The organism is Halalkalibacter wakoensis JCM 9140, assembly GCF_000513095.1.
Taxonomy (GTDB): Bacteria; Bacillota; Bacilli; order Bacillales; family Bacillaceae_D; genus Halalkalibacter; species Halalkalibacter wakoensis.
This window is the reverse complement of record NZ_BAUT01000005.1, coordinates 37,595-55,410: the sequence shown is the minus strand read 5'-3', so window position 1 is coordinate 55,410 and position 17,816 is coordinate 37,595. Positions and strand designations below refer to the sequence as shown.

The window sequence follows — 17,816 nt, the reverse complement described above, 5'->3', positions numbered from 1 at the left end:
ACAATGAGTTAACTTCCGACTTTTTTCGTATATTTATTTGCGTAACTTGATGCGACAAATGCATCAGGTTTGATTTTGGGTTCAACCCCCATGGTTTCTAATCGGGCCACCATTTCTTGTACATATTCTCGCGTTTTGTTTCGTTGGCCAGAACCGATGTCGATGTGACCTTCAATTGTAAAGGAGGCACCTTGGTAAACAGAAGGGAGTACGATATCAATCATTTTGTTTTTGTGTGACTCAGTAAACAAACGAACGACTTCCTCGGTTAATGTTGTTTCTAAAGAGATTCTTTCGTGTAAATGAATCATTTTTCGAGGTACCGTGTACTTTCGTATACAGGCCCAAGCGCCTTTACCGGTGTTTTGAATGACGATGCCTGTAATGAAAACCGTGCATGTAGCATGTACTTGTGAATCTGTACCAACCATCAGTCGGTAATTGCCACATGGCTTTATGTTCATAAATTTAATGATACGGGAAAATACTTGCTCAAATGACATGTTCTTTTCTTGCAAATTTTGAAATTTGTAGTTCAACCTGCCATCTCGACTCAAATGATCACCCACATTTAATTGGTATATTTCATCATATGCAAGCAAGCTGCAATTATTAGTAAAATCAGACAATTGAGGCGGGTACCCATTCACCAAGAGTGTTAGATAGTTACCAAAGATTGCGCAATAAGCTTCAAAATAGTAAGATAATAGTGTCTATAAAAAACTCTACCCGAAATTTCATTGTTGTGAGAAAATAGTGATGGAATGGGTAAAGTATGCACAAACTATAGAAAGAAAAAATTAGGAGTGGTAGAGAATGAGTAAACAACAAGTCGGGGTTATTGGACTAGCTGTAATGGGTCGTAACCTAGCGCTTAACATCGAAAGCAGAGGATATAGTGTTTCTGTTTTTAACAGATCGTCTGAAAAAACAGAAACGATGTTAAAAGAAGCAGAAGGAAAGAATGTTGTTGGTACATATAGCATTGAAGAATTTGTTGCTTCACTTGAAACGCCAAGAAAGATTTTACTAATGGTTCAAGCTGGTTATCCGACAGATGCAACAATTGAGCAGCTTTTACCTCACCTTGAAAAAGGTGACATTTTAATCGATGGCGGAAATACATTCTTTGAGGATACTCGCCGTCGTAACAAGGATCTTGCTGAGTCCGGCATTCACTTCATTGGTACAGGTGTATCTGGTGGAGAAGAAGGAGCGCTTAAAGGGCCTTCCATTATGCCTGGTGGACAAAAAGAAGCCTATGATCTTGTAGAACCTATCTTAAAAGATATCTCTGCAAAGGTTAATGGCGATGCTTGCTGCACATATATCGGACCAAATGGTGCTGGCCATTACGTAAAAATGGTTCACAACGGAATTGAATATGGCGACATGCAATTAATTTGTGAGTCTTACCACCTGATGAGAGATGTATTAGGGTTAAGTGCTCAAGAATTACATGAAACATTTAAAGAGTGGAACGAAGGCGAATTAGATAGCTACCTTATTGAAATCACAAAAGACATTTTTACAAAAATTGACGATGAAACAGGTAAGCCAATGGTAGATGTGATTTTAGATACAGCTGGTCAAAAAGGGACTGGTAAATGGACAAGCCAAAGTGCCCTTGATTTAGGTGTTCCTTTATCAATCATTACGGAATCTGTGTTCTCTCGTTTCATTTCAGCTATGAAAGATGAGCGAGTCAAAGCAAGCAAAATTCTTAGCGGACCAAATACCACGTTTGATGGCGATAAAAAAGAATTCGTTGAGAAAATTCGTAAAGCACTATATTTAAGCAAAATTTGTTCATATGCACAAGGATTTGCACAAATGAAAGTAGCTTCTGAAGAGTATGATTGGAACCTTAACTTAGGAAACATTTCCATGATCTTTAGAGGTGGATGTATCATTCGTGCACGTTTCTTACAAAACATTAAAGAAGCGTACGATCGTGATGCGAACTTAACAAATCTTTTACTTGATCCATATTTCAAGGAGATTGTGGAAAGCTATCAAGAAGCTGCTCGTGACGTCGTTGCTACAGCAGTTAAACTTGGAATCCCTGTTCCTGGACTATCAAGTGCATTAGCATACTATGACAGCTATCGTACAGAAACGCTTCCAGCGAATCTTTTACAAGCACAAAGAGACTACTTTGGAGCTCATACGTACCAACGTATTGATAAAGAAGGTACGTTTCACACGAACTGGATGGAAAAATAATAAACGTACAAGGCGGTTTCGACAATGTCGAAGCTGCCTTTTTTAGTTTAATCTTCTGTATTTATTAACGTCTGGCAATTTGATATGATGTATTTACCTAAATTTGGAGGATGATTTATGACGAAATTTTATGTGGAAACATTCGATTTTAAAAACCCGGAGAAAGTAGAGGAGATCTTTGAAGCGCTCTTGAACGAACCGATTGATACAGTTGAAAATTTAGAAAAATGGCTAAAAAAACAGTCCGAATTGTTTGATGCCATGGAAGAAGCGATGTCTGGCCATTATATTGACTTTCAATGTCAAAGTGATTCTAAAGAAGCAAAGGATATTTTTGAGCATGATCAAAATGTAATCGACCCGATTTTCAAGAAATATGTTTCCTTGTTTGATGAAGTTTTTTTAACATCAAAGGCAATAGGTCAATTAGATCGAGATTTGTATAAACAATTAATAAAGCGAAAACAAAACGCGAAAGAAATTTTTCGATTAGAAAATATTGAATTAGAAATACAAGAAGACGCACTTGCTACGAATTACTTTGAGCATACAGGTGGCTTAACCATCGAATGGGAAGGAGAAGAGCTAACCTTAAGCGAGCTTTCTCCATTTATCCAGAGCCCTAATCGTCATACTCGTGAAAAAGCCTTAACTTTACTAAATGAAGCATACATTTCTAAAGAAAACGAACTCCAGCAAATTATGAATGATCTCGTAGCTCTTCGTCATAAGAAAGCTCATAATACTGGTTTGCCAAACTTCCGTGATTATATGTTTAAAAAATATGAGCGGTTTGACTATACACCAGAGGACTGCACTGTTTTAGCCCAATCTATACGTAAATACGTAAAGCCATTAAAAGAAAAATTACAGAAGCAACATAAACTTGAATTAGGCGTAGATTCGTATCGACCGTGGGACCAGCAAGCGGTTCCTAAAGAACAAAAACCTTTACAACCATTTAGGACAACAGAAGAATTAATTGATAAATCAAAAGTGATCCTTGAACATCTTGACCCTCGTTTTGCTGAATTATTAAGTACCATGAATGAGCAGGGGATGTTGGATTTAAAAAGTCGTAAAGGAAAATCCCCTGGTGGATTCTGTTCAGATCTCCCTGTATCGCAACTTTCTTTTATCTTTATGAATGCATCGAAAACGCAAGATGATATGATAACCATGCTTCATGAAATGGGCCATTGTATTCATAACGATCTTATGAGAGAACAACCAATTGGAGATTATCGTGAAGTACCAATGGAATCAGCTGAATTAGCAAGTATGTCGATGGAGCTTTTAACGATGGATCAATGGCATCTCTTTTACGAGAATGAAGAAGACCTTATTCGAGCAAAGAAAGAACAACTGAAAGGGATTGTTGACTTTCTTCCTAAAGGAATGATCATTGATCAATTTCAGCATTGGATTTATGAACATCCAGATCACACCCCGGCTGAACGGGATGCCAAATATAAAGAACTCTTGATAGAATTTGATGCAAATGTAGTTGATTGGAATGGTTATGAGAAATGGCAACAAGCTTCATGGCTTCGTGTTCTACATATTTTTGAAGTGCCATTTTATTATATTGAATACGTTATTGCTCAACTTGGCGCTGTTCAAATGTATAAACAATATAAAGAAAATCCAGAGAAGACACTTACGAATTATAAACAGGCATTACAACTCGGCTCGTCTAAATCTTTACCTGAAATCTATGAGACAGCAGGCATACGTTTTGATTTTTCAGAAGATATGATACGTGAGTTAATGTTGTTTTTAGAAGAAGAGTTGGAGCAATTAAACTAGATAAAAAAAGAGTTGTTGTTTTGCTTAACAACTCTTTTTTAGAGGATCGCAAGGAGAGGTGGTCTTACATATGGGGAAAAAAGGTTTAGTGATTTTAGCCGTTACTTGCTTTGTCTTTTTGCTTCTTTATTTTGGCTTCTTACAAATTCAGATCATTCGTTACAGTCAAGTAGAAGTAGAAGAAGATGTTGATTATGTCATGATATTAGGAGCAAGAGTGATGGGATCGACTCCTTCCTTATCTCTTCAATATCGAATTGATACAGCAGCTGAGTATTTATTAAAAAACAAAAAGGCAATTGCTATTGCTACAGGTGGAAGAGGACCAGGTGAAGACATAACCGAGGCAGAAGCTATAAAAAAGGAATTAGTAAAAAAGGGAATTGAAGAATCACGTATTTTTTAGAAGATCAATCCACTTCAACCAAGGAAAACATCGGCTTGGCCAAGGTTCACTTTCCAACTATATCAACAAGCAAAGGCCTCATTGTCACGAATCGGTATCACGTTTATCGTGCAATTTTGACAGCACAGGATCATCAGTTAGAAGTGATGGGATTGTCGGCAAAGACTCCACGAGCCGTGTTGGTGCAATCATATCTAAGGGAATACTTAGCCATTAGCAAGCATTATATAACGAAACTCTTTTCTTGAGAGGAATATTAAAAGATCAAAAAAGATCAAACTTTTACTTGAAAAGTCAAAGAAGGTCAAATATAATAAGTGTAGATCAAATAAATGATTATAGCCGTAATGGCTTTTCTTTTTATAAATTTAATCAAATATAGTCAAAGTCAAAAGGAGGATTAAAAAATGATTTTATGTGAAAAATGCCAAATCAATGAAGCAAATGTAAAAATGAATCTGATTGTCAATCAATCCAAAAAACAAATTTCTCTATGTTCTGATTGTTATAATCAAACACAAAATCAATTTGGACTGTCTGCGTTTCATTTTGACGATTTCTTTAAAGGGTTCATGCAATCAAGTGCATCACAACATGCAAATGATTTCACACAACAGCAAGTTAAAGACCAAGCTCCTAGTCAAGGAGGAAATGGATTCCTTGATCAACATGGCCGAAACTTATCCGAAGAAGCAAGGCAAGGGCGTATTGATGCTGTGATTGGACGTGAAAAAGAAATTGAGCGTGTTATCGAAGTGTTAAATCGTCGTACGAAAAACAATCCAGTACTAATTGGGGAAGCCGGAGTAGGGAAGACAGCTATTGCTGAAGGCTTTGCTTTAAAGATTGTCAAAGCCGAAGTACCAGCAAAGCTTCTTAATAAAGAAGTTTACGTATTAGATATTAGTTCTCTTGTTGCTGGTACAAGTTACCGCGGACAATTCGAAGAAAAAATGCAGCAGCTAGTAGCCGAACTAAAAGAACGAGACAATGTGATTCTCTTTATTGATGAACTTCATATGATGGTTGGTGCAGGAAGTTCTTCGGAGGGTTCGATGGATGCAGGTAATATATTAAAACCAGCATTAGCTCGAGGTGAATTCCAAATTATCGGTGCAACAACATTAAAAGAATATCGCATGATTGAGAAAGACCCAGCACTAGAACGTCGCTTCCAACCAGTTGTTGTGAAAGAACCAACATCAGAAGAAGCATTTGAAATCTTAAAAGGAATTCGTCCCATTTATGAAAACTATCACAATGTTAAATACGCGGATGAGGTATTACGAGCGTGTGTAACATTGTCTGACCGTTACATTCAAGATCGCTTCCTACCAGATAAAGCGATTGATCTATTAGATGAAGCTGGTTCAAAATTAAACTTAACACAAGGCATTACGGATAAAGGAAAATTACAAAAACGATTAGATGACCTTACTCGTGAAAAAGAAGCAGCTACTAAGCAAGAAGATTATGAAAAGGCTGCGCGCCTTCGTGACGAAGAGCTTGAACTCAAGAAGAAACTGGACAATGACGTCATTGAGCCTGTTACAGAAGTTACGATTGAACACATTCAAGATATTATTGAAAAAAGTACAGGAATCCCCGTGAAAAAGCTTCAAAAATCAGAGCAATCAAAAATGAAGGATCTTCAAGCAAACCTATCTAAGAAAGTGATTGGACAAGACAAAGCAATTGAAAAAGTAGCGAAAGCGATTCTTCGTGCGCGCGTAGGACTAAAACCAAAATCTCGCCCAACTGCTTCCTTTTTATTCGTAGGGCCAACAGGAACAGGAAAAACAGAACTAACGAAAACTCTAGCGGCCGAGTTGTTCGGAAGCAAAGACTCAATGATTCGCCTTGATATGAGTGAATACATGGAAAAGCACTCTGTATCGAAATTAATTGGTTCACCTCCTGGCTACGTGGGACATGACGAAGCAGGGCAGTTAACTGAACAAGTAAGAAGAAATCCGTATTCCATCATTCTTCTTGATGAGATTGAAAAAGCACATCCAGACGTGATGAATATGTTCTTACAAATTATGGAGGATGGCCGCTTAACAGATAGTCAAGGAAGAGTGGTCAATTTCAATGAAACGGTAATCATAATGACATCAAATGCGGGAGTGAATGATAAGAAATTAGGAGCAATTGGGTTTAACGAGACTGAAGAAGAAAACGTACTGAAAACACAAAGTATGCTAGAGAGCTTACGTGATTACTTCAAACCTGAATTTCTCAATAGAATTGATTCCATTGTTGAATTCAGTCATTTGGAAAAAGAAAACCTAGTCACAATCATTGATATTATGCTTGGTGACCTCCAAGCAACACTTGAAGAACAAGACTTATCAATGACTGTTACAGAAGCAGCAAAAGAAAGAATTGCTGAACTAGGATATCACCAAGCGTTCGGTGCTCGTCCATTACGCCGAGCCATTCAAGAGCATGTTGAAGATCAAATTACAACGATTTTGATTAACAGTGATGAAAAAATTACGACATTCCATGTTGATAGTAGTAATCAAAAGGTTACAGTAGAAGGTAATTAAGACAGCGGATTATCCGCTGTCTTTTTTCTGATCTAAAGGCTCTTTCAATTTCCCTATATTTAACAAAAGAATTGAAATTAATGTTAATATATTTTTTAGACGCATGAAAGAAGGGGACTTGTTCATGGATTTTTTAATAGGCATTTTGCTGTTTTGTGGTCTTTTTGCCATTTATGATGCTATAAGAAAAGTGAATAATAATATTTTGAATCAAACGGAAGAACTGAAAAAGTTACGTGAAGAAATGAATTATAAAAACGGACGTTACAGATGTAAGTAGAATTAAAAGTAAAAGGAGAAAAATGAATGTGAGAAAAGTGGAAGTTCTTTCATATCAAACCATGTGGCCATCTCTCTATGAGAAAGAAGTAAAGAAATTAAAAACAATATTTGGCACTTTATGTATGGACATACATCATATTGGTAGCACTGCTGTAAATGGATTAAAAGCAAAACCTGTTATTGATATGATGATGATTGTAAGTATATTGAATGACGTTGACCGATTTAATTCGAGTATGGAATCAATTGGCTATGAGCCAATGGGGGAAAACGGCATTGTTGGTCGTCGATTTTTCCAAAAAGGCGGCGATGATCGAACACATCATCTACATATTTTTGAGCAAGGAAATGAGCATATTAACCGACATCTTGCTTTTAGAAATTATTTACGAGCAACTCCAGAAGAAGCCAAACAGTATGGTCAAGTAAAACAAATGCTTTCGAAACAATTTCCGCAAGATATTGCTTCCTATATAAAAGGGAAAGAAAATGTAGTAAAAGAAATCGAACGTAGGGCATTAATATGGCAAAAAAACTAGGCATTAACCAATAAAAGGTTAATGCCTAGTTTCTATAAATGATTAAAACTGAGAACCGCCCATTTGCTGCTCAGCCATTTGAACTAATCTTTTTGTAATTTCTCCACCAACTGAGCCGTTCGCACGGGAAGTTGTGTCAGCTCCTAATTGAACTCCAAATTCTGACGCAATTTCGTACTTCATTTGATCCAATGCTTGCTGTACACCAGGAACTAATAATTGATTTGAATTATTGTTGTTACTTGCCATGTTAAAACACCTCTTTCTTGGTTTTGATTATAGTATGGTGGCAATGGAGATGGTTTATGTACAACTGACCAATTGTAAATGTTTCCAAATGTTTTTGTTACTAAATAAGGGATGATAGGTTTGAATGTTAAGAAGCCGAGTCTGTCTTTAAAACAATAAGTAATTGATAGAGGGATGTTCATTCAAGCAATTAGAAAAGCTGCCCATTAAGAGCATGTAGCATAAAATAGGCAGCTTAAATGTTAAAATCGTTCTTTGAAATTTATGGCAATGCCTTTCGTAAAAAGTCAGGCGCATTTTCTGTTGAAATCGATTCAAATTGTGGGTGAAGCGAGTTTTTAAAATAAAATCCAATGATATATTCACCACGATAATCTCCGCCTGCTATTCGTAAGATCTCATTTAATTGTGATGGATCTTCTATTTTTACGGCACCTTCGCGTCTGGACAGGTCATTTCCATATTCAGTTCCGTAGACCACATCATAAATATCTCTTTTTTCGTCGTTTTTTAATACATAAATATGGGACAAATCGTCTTCGGTCACTCTTGCCTGTTCAATAAGACCTTTTTCTTCTAACCAGTTTTCGATTTCGGTATAGGACTTCTTCCAAGAAAATTGAAGATACTGATTGTTAGAAAACTCGTACGAAATTTCGGTCCACCAGCTCCGATAGTCTTGAATTTCTTCAAATGTTTCATTTTTGATGTCGGATTGAATCAATTGATGAAATTCTTCAATGTCTTCACGTTCTGTAATCGTTACTCGCCTTTCCGTATAATACGAGTTGAGAGTAATATGCTCCAACGTTGATAAATCATTGATTTTTAAAACCGGATTTTGATTTTCCTTAAATTCTGTCGTTTCAGCAATCTCTCTGTATTGCTTTTGATAAATGGTTAATGGAACCTCGTAATATCTAATTAAATCTGAACCCTCTTTTAAGTTATAGCGAATAGCAACTGAATTTCGCTGATCTTTCGTCTTTTTAAGAAGATCCTTTTCTTGAATGATTTGTTCATGTAGATGATGGATACTATTAATTGTTTCAGGTTGCTCATAAAAATAAGTTGGATTAATATACATTCTTTGGTCTACTATATAAGTCGGGTTAAGACTTGCTTCATGATCGATCACACTATAAATGGAATCTCCAAAATAAATACCTTCAATGTCTTCAACAGCTGGAAGTTTCTTCTCGAACCCAAATACATCGATTTGAATGGCAAATCCAATGATGGCTACAGCAATAACGTAAGCAACATATCCTTTCCACTTTGAGAAAACTTTTAATGATTTTTCGAGCATCATAATGGATAGGAAGTAACCAGCAAATGAACCGAGTAAATACCCAAATAGAATCCAGCCTAACCCACCTTGCAAGCTACCAAAATAAAGTCCTCCAACTAACATCGTACAAAAGGTAACCCCATATTTAAAAATTGGCCGTAATGAAGGAAAGGCAATGGCTTGTGTAGCTGTTTCTGTATCTCTTTTTTTGTAAACGAGTAGTGCACATACATAAAAAATGAAGCAAAGTAAGACATACCCAAGACCTTCAGTCAATGTAAGAGGTAACCGTTCTAATTGGCTGAGTCGAATAAATGGGATATATTTTTCTATTTGTGAATCGAGGTAGTAAGTAGCTGTAAATCCGAATAAATAAAATTCTAAATTTGATATAAATAAAACAGTAACCCCAACAGGAAAGAGAAAAAGAATATACGTAAGGGCACCTTGTAATATCGACATGCCTGTAAACATCGCTACAAAAACGCCAGTTAAAAAGACAAAAACATGAAAGAGAGCGCTGAAACTAAACCATTCTAATACAGAAGTAAAGGACAATAGCTCTTTGTAAGGTAAAATGAGACCAAGTATGGTTAAACTTAATGCAGTTAGAAAAAGAGGGACGATAATCACCACAAGTCCAAAGACGACATGTTGATGAAACAGTTGTTCTCTTTTTAATGGCAAGCTATGCGTAAAGTCACTCGTAAGCTTCACGTGGATATAGCGGAACATAAAGATCGCTAACAACACAGGGAACGTAAAAGTCATAAAAATTTGAAACTCATTCGAAAGAGCAAACAGACTATTTGGTGGTTGATACGGATGAAACTCATTTTCTCTCGTGTAGCCCATTATTAACTGAAGGGGGAGGGAAAATAGCAAACAAATGAAAAACGCTGAGCCAATCCATCCAACATTGCGGATATCTTGGACTAAAATGCCTCTATTAAACAATGATGTTCTCAATTTCATAACCTACATCCCTCATTTCATAAATAAATATTTCTTCTAGTGTTAATGGAAGTACATCGAATATGGCTGGCTTATGTTGGAGTACGTGTGAAGAGATGTCTTTTTCTTTGCCTCTTACAATATATAACCTGACACTTCCACGTTCTTCCTGATAAAGAACTGATAAATCTTTCAGGAAATTAGGGGGAACTCCATCTTTAAAAGCCACTTGGATTTTATGAACGTCTGATTTTAAATCATCTAAATCTTTTTCTATGATGATCGTTCCTCGATGCATAATGCCGACATTGTCACAAAGATCTTCTACTTCGCGCAAATTATGGGAAGAGATGATAATAGTCATTTCGCGTTCGGCGACATCTTGGATTAGTAAGTTTTTAATTTTTTGTCTCATGACAGCATCTAACCCGTCTAATGGCTCATCTAAAATAAGTACATCAGGCATGGTTGATAGAGCTAACCAAAAGGCTACTTGTCGCTGCATGCCTTTTGATAACCGGTGAATTTTCTTTGATTTTTCAATTTGGAACACATTTTCAAGCATGTTAAATCGCTTTTCATTCCAAGCTGGATACATCGATTGATAAAACTGGGCTGCCTGGTTAATGGTCGTGTTTGGATAAAAAAACAAGGAATCTGCTAGAAAAATGATGCGTTTCTTCAATTTTACATTTTCAAAAACAGGTTCGTTATCGATTGAAAGCTCGCCTGAATTGGGTTTGTAAATACCCGCCATCACCTTCAGAAGAGTTGTTTTTCCTGCACCATTGGAACCGAGTAACCCATAAATGGAACCTTTATGAATGTGAAGTGACACATCATTTACTGCTTCATATCCTTCGAAGCTCTTTTGGATATTGGAAACTTTAATCATCTTGCTCAACTCCTTTTGTCGATTGTTCGGCTACAGAAATCAAATGTAAAATCTCCTCCTTATCGATTCCAAGGTAGAGAGCCTCTGATAATAATTTCAGCAAATCTTCCTTCATTTTCATCACCTTTTCATTATTTGTCGTTGCAGCTTGAGGGGCAACAAACTTCCCTTTTCCTGGTATCGAATAGATATATCCTTGATGTTCAAGTTCTCGATACGCTTTTTGAATCGTATTCGGATTAACGGTTAATTCTTGTGCTAAAACCCTAACGGAAGGGAGCTGTTGATCAGGTTGATACACTTCATGGATGATTAATTCTTTTAATTTTTCAACCAATTGCTCATAAATTGGAACTCTACTTCTAATATCAAGTTGAAACATAGGTGCCTCCTTTCAATAATGAAAGTCAATTGTGTTAACTGAACTAACTGTATTATTTACTATAGTACGGTTGGGTGGGGTATGCAAAGGTTTTTTTAAAAATATGGAAAATTTTTTTCGTTTACGAAGTAGGAAAGAAAGTGTGGAGACAGAAAAATGCCAAAGGTGCATTAGGGCAATGCGCCTTTGGCATTTTCATTGAAGATCGAAAGTGTTAAGACCAAGGTCTTAAATGGGGTTTTTCGAGTGATTTAATTATAGCAATTTTATGAATACTTGAAAGTTAGTTTGGTAGAAAATATAACAATTAAAATACGCATTTATAATACATCTTTAAAAGAACTGTCAATAAAAAGGGGTCCCAAAAACGGTCTGTTTATAACCTTTTGGGACACTAGTGAAGGATCTTGTTTAAGAAAGGATTGACTCTATTTTCTCTTGTATGTCTGCTGTTAATGTTACATTTGTCGCTTTTACATTCATTTCTACTTGGCTTGGTTTACTTGCCCCAATTAAAGCACTAGCTACATTTTTTTGTCTTAAAATCCACGCTAAAGCTAGTTCTGGTAATGTAATATTGATTTCTTGTGCTATATATTCTAATTGAGCTACCTTTTGCAAGACATCTTCATTTAACATGCCTTTTATAAACATATTAATCGACTCATTTGTCGCTCGACCATTTTCAGGTACTTGTCCCAGTTTGTATTTACCAGTTAAAATCCCTTGCGCTAATGGGGAAAACACAACTTGACCAATTCCGTATTTCTTACTTACTGGAATGACTTCGTTCTCAATATAACGATTAAACATATGATATTGTGGCTGATTGACAACAATACGATCCAATAAATATTTATCAGCTACCCCTACAGCTTCTTCTAATTGAGCAGCACTCCACTCACTAACGCCAGCGTACAATATTTTGCCTTGACGAATTAAATCGTCAATCGCTCGTAACGTTTCTTCAACAGGAGTTTCTGAGTCATAACGGTGACAATAGAAAACATCAACATAGTCTAACTCCATTCGCTTTAAACTGCCGTGAAGCTGCTCGATAACGTGTTTGCGAGATAATCCACGATCATTTGGACCTTCACCCATAGGCCAAAAAGCTTTTGTCGTAATGACGTATGACTCACGTGGATACTGTTTCAACGCTTTTGCCATGACCCGTTCTCCTTCACCTTGCTCGTATACATTGGCAGAGTCAAAGAAATTAATACCTAAATCATATGCAGTATGTATGGTTTTCTCGGCAATGTTATCTTCAACACTCTTTCCATACGTTAACCAGCTTCCTAAGCTAATTTCACTTACTTTTAATCCTGATCTTCCTAAACTTCTATATTTCATCTTTTTGGCCTCCTAAGCACTTTAATCTCTCTTACTTTACTATAAAATGGTAATAGAAAAAAGGAAGAGGCGCTCTTCTGAATGGACAGCAGAAATCTATAGTAAAAATCAATTTTAAAAAAGGATCACAGAAATTCTCTAAAGTAATAAATATCAACCCATCCTCTGTTGAAGAGATCTTTTATGCTATAATATGGAAGCTATTAAACTAACATATTTCCATTTAGGAGGAAAAATGAAAGTGCCTGTTGGGTTACTATTCCTTATATCAATCATATGCATTTCCTTTTCAGCCATATTTGTAAAATGGTCAGATGCACCAGCAACGATCATTAGCATGTATCGTATGTATTTGGCTTGTTTCATCTTGCTTCCCATTGTATGGCTCAAAAAAGCAGAATTCAAAAAGCTTATTGGAAAGGACTGGTTGATCTTATCAGTTGCCGGGATATTCCTCGGTCTTCACTTTGCATTATGGTTTGGATCTTTGAAACTTACAACAGTTGCTAGTTCAACGATAATTTTATCGTTGCAGCCAATTGTAGCTTTAATTGGAGGATATTTTATTTATAAAGAGCGGGCGAATGCTTTTACCTTCACTACTATTGGAATTTCCGTTATTGGGGTTGCTCTCGTTGCGTGGGGGGATTTGGGCATAGTAGTTCATCGGCCATTATAGGAGATATACTCTCTTTTTTGAGTGTGATTGCTATTGTTGCTTACTTATTAATTGGTCAAAACAAAGTCAAAGTGATTTCTCATTGGATTTATAGCTTTATCGTTTTCTTTTTTGCTGCTTTTTCATTGACGATTGTGAATGCATTTCTAGGCGTTCCAATGATAGGTTACGGTCTACACGAGTGGGGTATTTTTTGGTTGCTTGCAATCTTTCCAACGATTGCTCATGTGATCTTTAACTTCCTGTTGAACTATGTAAATACAACCACGGTTTCAATGAGCATACTCGGCGAACCAATCGGTGCAACAATTTTGGCAGCTATTTTATTAGGGGAACGTATAACGAGTCTTCAATTAATAGGAGGAGTTATTGCGTTAATGGGCGTATCTTTCTTTTTACTTCATCAGAGAAAAGGGCATCAAGTAAGTGTTCATACAGATGCAGGATAATTTTTTATTGGGAACTTTTATTTCTCGTGATCGTATAGATAGGTAAGCTAGTAACATTAGAAAAAAAGTAGAATCGAATTTCAAGCAAAGGATGGGTGATCTATGACATTATTGCTAAAAAATATTACAAAGCGTTTTGGGCAATTTACAGCCGTGAATGATTTAACTTTAGAAGTTCCTGAGAATGAGATGTTCGGGTTCTTAGGAGCTAATGGTGCTGGGAAAACAACAACATTTCGAATGGTGTTGGGCCTAATTGATCAAACGGAAGGAACGATTACATGGAACGGAAAAGGAATTAATTACTCAACAACACCTGAGATTGGGTATTTACCTGAAGAAAGAGGTCTTTATCCGAAAATGAAAGTTATGGATCAAATTGTTTATCTTGCTAGATTACGAGGAATGAAGAAGCAAGAAATTGTAAAAGAACTAGACATTTGGCTAGAGCGTTTTAATGTTCCTGAATATAAGCATAAGAAAATAGAAGAATTGTCTAAAGGGAATCAACAGAAAATACAGTTCATAGCAGCAGTGATACATAAACCAAAACTACTCATATTGGATGAACCGTTCAGTGGTCTTGACCCTGTAAATGTCGAATTGTTAAAAGAAGCAGTTATAGAAATGAAAGAGAATGGAACAACCATTGTTTTCTCTAGCCACCGTATGGAGCATGTGGAGGAACTATGCGAAAATTTGTGTATTATGCATCACGGTACTCCAGTTGTACATGGTGAGTTAAAGACAATTAAACGTTCATTCGGAAAGAAGAACATTTCAATTCATGCAGATTTTGATCTATCTTCATTACAAGAGGTAGAAGGTGTACTGAAATGGAAAAAATCGACTGAAGGAGTGCGACTTCAAGTCGAATCGGAATCAATTGCAGAAAAGGTATTTCAACATGTTGTGTCTTTAGGGTTTGTTCGTAAATTTGAATTAGAGGAACCTTCATTGCATGATATCTTTATTGAAAAGGTGGGATCCTCTTATGAATAATTTTTGGATTATGCTTGGTCATGCTTATTTTTCAAAGTTAAAAGCAAAATCATTTATTATCACTACCGTTTTACTTGCTACTGGGATCTTCATTATGGCTAACATTGGCCTAATTATTAATGCCTTTCAAGGAGAAGATCATACCGATCAAGTAGCTGTCATTGACGAATCAGGTGAATTTTTTTCCATGCTTGAAGAGGAATTATTGATTCTTAATGACAATATTGAATTGCAGCTTGTAACGGATTCGGAGGAAGCAGTAGAAGTACAAGTAGAAGAAGGGATTTATGATGGGCTTCTTCACTTATCATATGACGCAGAAGGTTTGCCGGAAGCGATCTATAAAGCAACGTCTTTATCGGAGAACGCAACGACTTCAAGCATTCATGTTGCCCTTTCGCACATTCAATCTTCCATTGCTGCTTCACAACTTGATTTATCGATGGAGCAACTAGCTCTCCTAAACGCTCCAGTCAGCTTTACACAGGAAGCCATTGTTGAAGGAGCAAGGTCAGCAGAGGAGATGAATCAAGCAAGAGGGATTGTCTATATATTGCTCTTCTTTATTTATTTTTCTGTGATCATGTACGCAAACATGATTGCAACAGAGGTAGCAACAGAGAAGTCGTCTCGAGTGATGGAAATCTTAATTTCAAGTGTATCTCCAGTTAAACAAATGTTTGCTAAAATAATTGGTGTTGGGTTAGTGGGATTAACGCAACTAACTATTTTGCTTTTAGTAGGTTATTTGTCTATTATGAAAAACCAAGATGAATTGGTTGGGGGCTTTTTCGATGTGTTTGGCTTTGGAGATTTATCTGCACCGATTATCATGTATGCGATTATCTTCTTCCTATTAGGGTATTTTCTATATGCTACCCTTGCTGCTTTACTTGGTTCACTCGTTAGTCGAATAGAAGATGTTCAACAGATGATTTTACCGATGACGTTTTTAGTATGATTGGGTTCTTTATCGCGATGTTTGGATTAGGAGCGCCTGAATCGACTTTTATTACGGTTACGTCCTATATTCCTTTCTTTACACCGATGGTTATGTTTCTTCGTGTAGGGATGTTAAACATACCTACATTTGAACCAATCTTAGGTATCATCATTATGCTTGCTGCTATTATGTTACTTGCCATTTTTGGTGCAAGAATTTACCGTGGGGGAGTATTAATGTATGGGAAATCCAATTCGTTTAAAGATATAAAAAAAGCGATTGAATTGACGAAGAAGTAATTGTTTCTAAATAAAAGTCTTAAAAAAGCAGTGGAGCTACATGATCCACTGCTTTTATCTTTAATGCATAAGGAGGAACCGTTCATGCTGCCTTTTACAGAACGTGTGATTGGGGTGATTCAATCTATTCCAGAAGGGAAGGTCATGACATACGGTCAAATTGCCAATTTAGCCGGAAGTCCAAGAGTCGCTAGACAAGTTGTACGCATTCTACATTCGATGAGTCATAAATACAATTTGCCATGGCATCGAGTTGTGAATGCGAAAGGAGAAATCAGTATAAAAGATGATGAGCTTTTTCTTATTCAAAAAAAATTGTTAGAAGCTGAAGGGATACATATTCGAGAAAATCGTGTTCTTTTGGAAGATTATCAACATACCGCAAACGTTAAAGAAGAAAGATAAGAGTTGAGTAATCGCCTGTTAAAGCCTCCCAACTCTTATTTCATTTATCACCCTGTTTAAAAACTATAATGTTCTCCGGAATTTTTCAATAAACCTAGTGGGATATTCTGAAGGCAATGAACTCACTTCATCTAACTCATTCACATGTTCTTGTGAAAGACTCCAACCCGCAGCTCCGATATTTTCACGATATTGTTCAAACGTTCGAGCTCCAAAAATAGGAGAGGTGATGCCTTCTTTCATTAACAACCAATTTAAGGATACTTGAGTAGGTGTTTTGTTGATTTCTTGCGCTATTTCTTTTACTTTATTGACAATTGTGAAATTGCGCTCAAGTCCTTTGTTTTCCCAACTTGATTCACCTTGAAGCCCCTCGGATAAGCGACCAAATGTTGGGGTGTTAAGGCCCTCGTATTTTCCAGATAAAAACCCACTTCCAAGTGGGCCCCAAGGAAGAACACCAATGCCTTCTTCAAGACAGAGGGACATCACTTCACGGTCCATTTCCCGGTTTACTAAACTGTATTGTGGTTGAACCGATATAAATTTTGCATATCCTTTGCGTTCACTAACCGATAAAGATTTCATGATTTGCCATGCCAAAAAGTTTGAACAGCCGATATATCGTACCTTCCCTGAAGAGACTAAATCATCTAGCGTACGCAATGTTTCCTCGATGGGAGTTAAGTGGTCCCATACATGAAGTTGATACAAATCAACATAATCGGTTTGCAACCTTTTTAAGCTAGCTTCAATCCCATCTAATACACGTTTTCGTGAATATCCAGCATCATTAGGTTTGTCACCAATTTTCATCCGTACCTTTGTAGCTAGAATTACGTCTTGTCTTTTTTCTTTAATGGCCTTACCGACAATTTCTTCAGATCTGCCACCAACATACACATCAGCAGTATCAATAAAATTACCGCCATCTTCCAAAAATTGATGGATCATGTTAATGGATTCATCTTCGGGTGTCGCTTTTCCGAAGGTCATCGTTCCTAAGCATAATTCCGATACGGCTAATCCACTTTTTCCTATCGTCTTATATTTCATCTTCACCACTCCTATGCTATTGATAAGTATTGATTAATT

Annotated in this window: 16 protein-coding genes and 2 pseudogenes; 11 read left to right on the top strand and 7 right to left on the bottom strand. The window is 36.5% G+C overall.

Going from position 1 to position 17,816, the window contains the following annotated elements:
* Nucleotides 1-8 precede the first annotated feature (8 nt).
* Nucleotides 9-503, bottom strand: coding sequence for a ribonuclease H-like YkuK family protein (locus tag JCM9140_RS03845; RefSeq protein WP_052002051.1), 495 nt, complete (start codon nucleotides 501-503; stop codon nucleotides 9-11).
* A 313-nt stretch (nucleotides 504-816) separates the two neighbouring features.
* Between JCM9140_RS03845 and gnd the strand changes: the two genes are divergently transcribed.
* The 6 genes and pseudogenes from gnd to JCM9140_RS03820 all read left to right on the top strand — a co-directional run bounded on the left by gnd (nucleotide 817) and on the right by JCM9140_RS03820 (nucleotide 7,817).
* A complete protein-coding gene (gnd, locus tag JCM9140_RS03840) occupies nucleotides 817-2,226 on the top strand; it encodes an NADP-dependent phosphogluconate dehydrogenase (RefSeq protein WP_034742586.1) in 1,410 nt (469 codons plus the stop codon).
* Between the two features lie 117 nt (nucleotides 2,227-2,343).
* Nucleotides 2,344-4,035 (top strand): M3 family oligoendopeptidase, encoded by a 1,692-nt coding sequence (locus tag JCM9140_RS03835; protein ID WP_034742583.1) that lies wholly within the window; start codon nucleotides 2,344-2,346, stop codon nucleotides 4,033-4,035.
* Between the two features lie 70 nt (nucleotides 4,036-4,105).
* Nucleotides 4,106-4,689: pseudogene (locus JCM9140_RS23545) on the top strand (YdcF family protein).
* Between the two features lie 162 nt (nucleotides 4,690-4,851).
* On the top strand, nucleotides 4,852-6,996 hold the full coding sequence (locus JCM9140_RS03825; protein WP_034742772.1) for an ATP-dependent Clp protease ATP-binding subunit: 2,145 nt from the start codon (nucleotides 4,852-4,854) through the stop codon (nucleotides 6,994-6,996).
* Between the two features lie 124 nt (nucleotides 6,997-7,120).
* On the top strand, nucleotides 7,121-7,276 hold the full coding sequence (locus JCM9140_RS23540; RefSeq protein WP_166485448.1) for a hypothetical protein: 156 nt from the start codon (nucleotides 7,121-7,123) through the stop codon (nucleotides 7,274-7,276).
* 28 nt (nucleotides 7,277-7,304) lie between these two features.
* Nucleotides 7,305-7,817, top strand: a complete 513-nt coding sequence (locus tag JCM9140_RS03820) for a GrpB family protein (RefSeq protein ID WP_173585930.1) — start codon at nucleotides 7,305-7,307, stop codon at nucleotides 7,815-7,817.
* A 42-nt stretch (nucleotides 7,818-7,859) separates the two neighbouring features.
* Here JCM9140_RS03820 and JCM9140_RS03815 read toward each other — a convergent pair whose 3' ends face one another.
* From JCM9140_RS03815 to JCM9140_RS03795, 5 genes are all read right to left on the bottom strand, one after another.
* Nucleotides 7,860-8,066, bottom strand: coding sequence for an alpha/beta-type small acid-soluble spore protein (locus JCM9140_RS03815; protein WP_034742580.1), 207 nt, complete (start codon nucleotides 8,064-8,066; stop codon nucleotides 7,860-7,862).
* A 262-nt stretch (nucleotides 8,067-8,328) separates the two neighbouring features.
* Complete coding sequence (locus tag JCM9140_RS03810) at nucleotides 8,329-10,332, bottom strand: ABC transporter permease (protein ID WP_034742577.1); 2,004 nt, start codon at nucleotides 10,330-10,332, stop codon at nucleotides 8,329-8,331.
* The gene (locus JCM9140_RS03805) at nucleotides 10,307-11,206 is read right to left on the bottom strand and encodes an ABC transporter ATP-binding protein (protein ID WP_034742574.1); all 900 of its coding nucleotides are present in this window, start codon (nucleotides 11,204-11,206) and stop codon (nucleotides 10,307-10,309) included. The genes JCM9140_RS03810 and JCM9140_RS03805 overlap by 26 nt, the downstream gene beginning before the upstream one ends.
* Nucleotides 11,199-11,588, bottom strand: a complete 390-nt coding sequence (locus JCM9140_RS03800) for a GntR family transcriptional regulator (RefSeq protein ID WP_034742571.1) — start codon at nucleotides 11,586-11,588, stop codon at nucleotides 11,199-11,201. Before JCM9140_RS03800 ends, JCM9140_RS03805 begins: the two co-directional genes overlap by 8 nt.
* Nucleotides 11,589-11,999: 411 nt before the next feature.
* Nucleotides 12,000-12,944, bottom strand: a complete 945-nt coding sequence (locus JCM9140_RS03795; RefSeq protein ID WP_034742568.1) for an aldo/keto reductase family protein — start codon at nucleotides 12,942-12,944, stop codon at nucleotides 12,000-12,002.
* A gap of 235 nt (nucleotides 12,945-13,179) precedes the next feature.
* Between JCM9140_RS03795 and JCM9140_RS03790 the strand changes: the two are divergent.
* The 5 genes and pseudogenes from JCM9140_RS03790 to JCM9140_RS03775 all read left to right on the top strand — a co-directional run bounded on the left by JCM9140_RS03790 (nucleotide 13,180) and on the right by JCM9140_RS03775 (nucleotide 16,721).
* Nucleotides 13,180-14,072: pseudogene (locus JCM9140_RS03790) on the top strand (DMT family transporter).
* A gap of 102 nt (nucleotides 14,073-14,174) precedes the next feature.
* Nucleotides 14,175-15,074, top strand: coding sequence for an ABC transporter ATP-binding protein (locus JCM9140_RS03785; protein ID WP_034742565.1), 900 nt, complete (start codon nucleotides 14,175-14,177; stop codon nucleotides 15,072-15,074).
* Entirely contained in the window at nucleotides 15,067-16,035 is a 969-nt protein-coding gene (locus tag JCM9140_RS03780) for an ABC transporter permease (RefSeq protein WP_369384395.1), read from the top strand. Before JCM9140_RS03785 ends, JCM9140_RS03780 begins: the two co-directional genes overlap by 8 nt.
* Entirely contained in the window at nucleotides 16,032-16,316 is a 285-nt protein-coding gene (locus JCM9140_RS25105) for an ABC transporter permease (protein ID WP_369384394.1), read from the top strand. Before JCM9140_RS03780 ends, JCM9140_RS25105 begins: the two co-directional genes overlap by 4 nt.
* Nucleotides 16,317-16,400: 84 nt before the next feature.
* Nucleotides 16,401-16,721, top strand: coding sequence for an MGMT family protein (locus JCM9140_RS03775; RefSeq protein ID WP_034742562.1), 321 nt, complete (start codon nucleotides 16,401-16,403; stop codon nucleotides 16,719-16,721).
* A gap of 63 nt (nucleotides 16,722-16,784) precedes the next feature.
* On the opposite strand, the gene JCM9140_RS03770 is transcribed toward JCM9140_RS03775, so the two are convergent.
* Complete coding sequence (locus JCM9140_RS03770; RefSeq protein ID WP_034742559.1) at nucleotides 16,785-17,777, bottom strand: aldo/keto reductase; 993 nt, start codon at nucleotides 17,775-17,777, stop codon at nucleotides 16,785-16,787.
* Nucleotides 17,778-17,816: the final 39 nt, after the last annotated feature.

What these genes read in the sequence shown, in the direction of transcription:
- JCM9140_RS03845 (WP_052002051.1), bottom strand. Translation starts at nt 503, where the DNA reads ATGTCATTTGAGCAAGTATTTTCCCGTATCATTAAATTTATGAACATA.
- gnd (WP_034742586.1), top strand. Translation starts at nt 817, where the DNA reads ATGAGTAAACAACAAGTCGGGGTTATTGGACTAGCTGTAATGGGTCGT.
- JCM9140_RS03835 (WP_034742583.1), top strand. Translation starts at nt 2,344, where the DNA reads ATGACGAAATTTTATGTGGAAACATTCGATTTTAAAAACCCGGAGAAA.
- JCM9140_RS23540 (WP_166485448.1), top strand. Translation starts at nt 7,121, where the DNA reads ATGGATTTTTTAATAGGCATTTTGCTGTTTTGTGGTCTTTTTGCCATT.
- JCM9140_RS03815 (WP_034742580.1), bottom strand. Translation starts at nt 8,066, where the DNA reads ATGGCAAGTAACAACAATAATTCAAATCAATTATTAGTTCCTGGTGTA.
- JCM9140_RS03810 (WP_034742577.1), bottom strand. Translation starts at nt 10,332, where the DNA reads ATGAAATTGAGAACATCATTGTTTAATAGAGGCATTTTAGTCCAAGAT.
- JCM9140_RS03805 (WP_034742574.1), bottom strand. Translation starts at nt 11,206, where the DNA reads ATGATTAAAGTTTCCAATATCCAAAAGAGCTTCGAAGGATATGAAGCA.
- JCM9140_RS03800 (WP_034742571.1), bottom strand. Translation starts at nt 11,588, where the DNA reads ATGTTTCAACTTGATATTAGAAGTAGAGTTCCAATTTATGAGCAATTG.
- JCM9140_RS03795 (WP_034742568.1), bottom strand. Translation starts at nt 12,944, where the DNA reads ATGAAATATAGAAGTTTAGGAAGATCAGGATTAAAAGTAAGTGAAATT.
- JCM9140_RS03785 (WP_034742565.1), top strand. Translation starts at nt 14,175, where the DNA reads ATGACATTATTGCTAAAAAATATTACAAAGCGTTTTGGGCAATTTACA.
- JCM9140_RS03780 (WP_369384395.1), top strand. Translation starts at nt 15,067, where the DNA reads ATGAATAATTTTTGGATTATGCTTGGTCATGCTTATTTTTCAAAGTTA.
- JCM9140_RS25105 (WP_369384394.1), top strand. Translation starts at nt 16,032, where the DNA reads ATGATTGGGTTCTTTATCGCGATGTTTGGATTAGGAGCGCCTGAATCG.
- JCM9140_RS03775 (WP_034742562.1), top strand. Translation starts at nt 16,401, where the DNA reads ATGCTGCCTTTTACAGAACGTGTGATTGGGGTGATTCAATCTATTCCA.
- JCM9140_RS03770 (WP_034742559.1), bottom strand. Translation starts at nt 17,777, where the DNA reads ATGAAATATAAGACGATAGGAAAAAGTGGATTAGCCGTATCGGAATTA.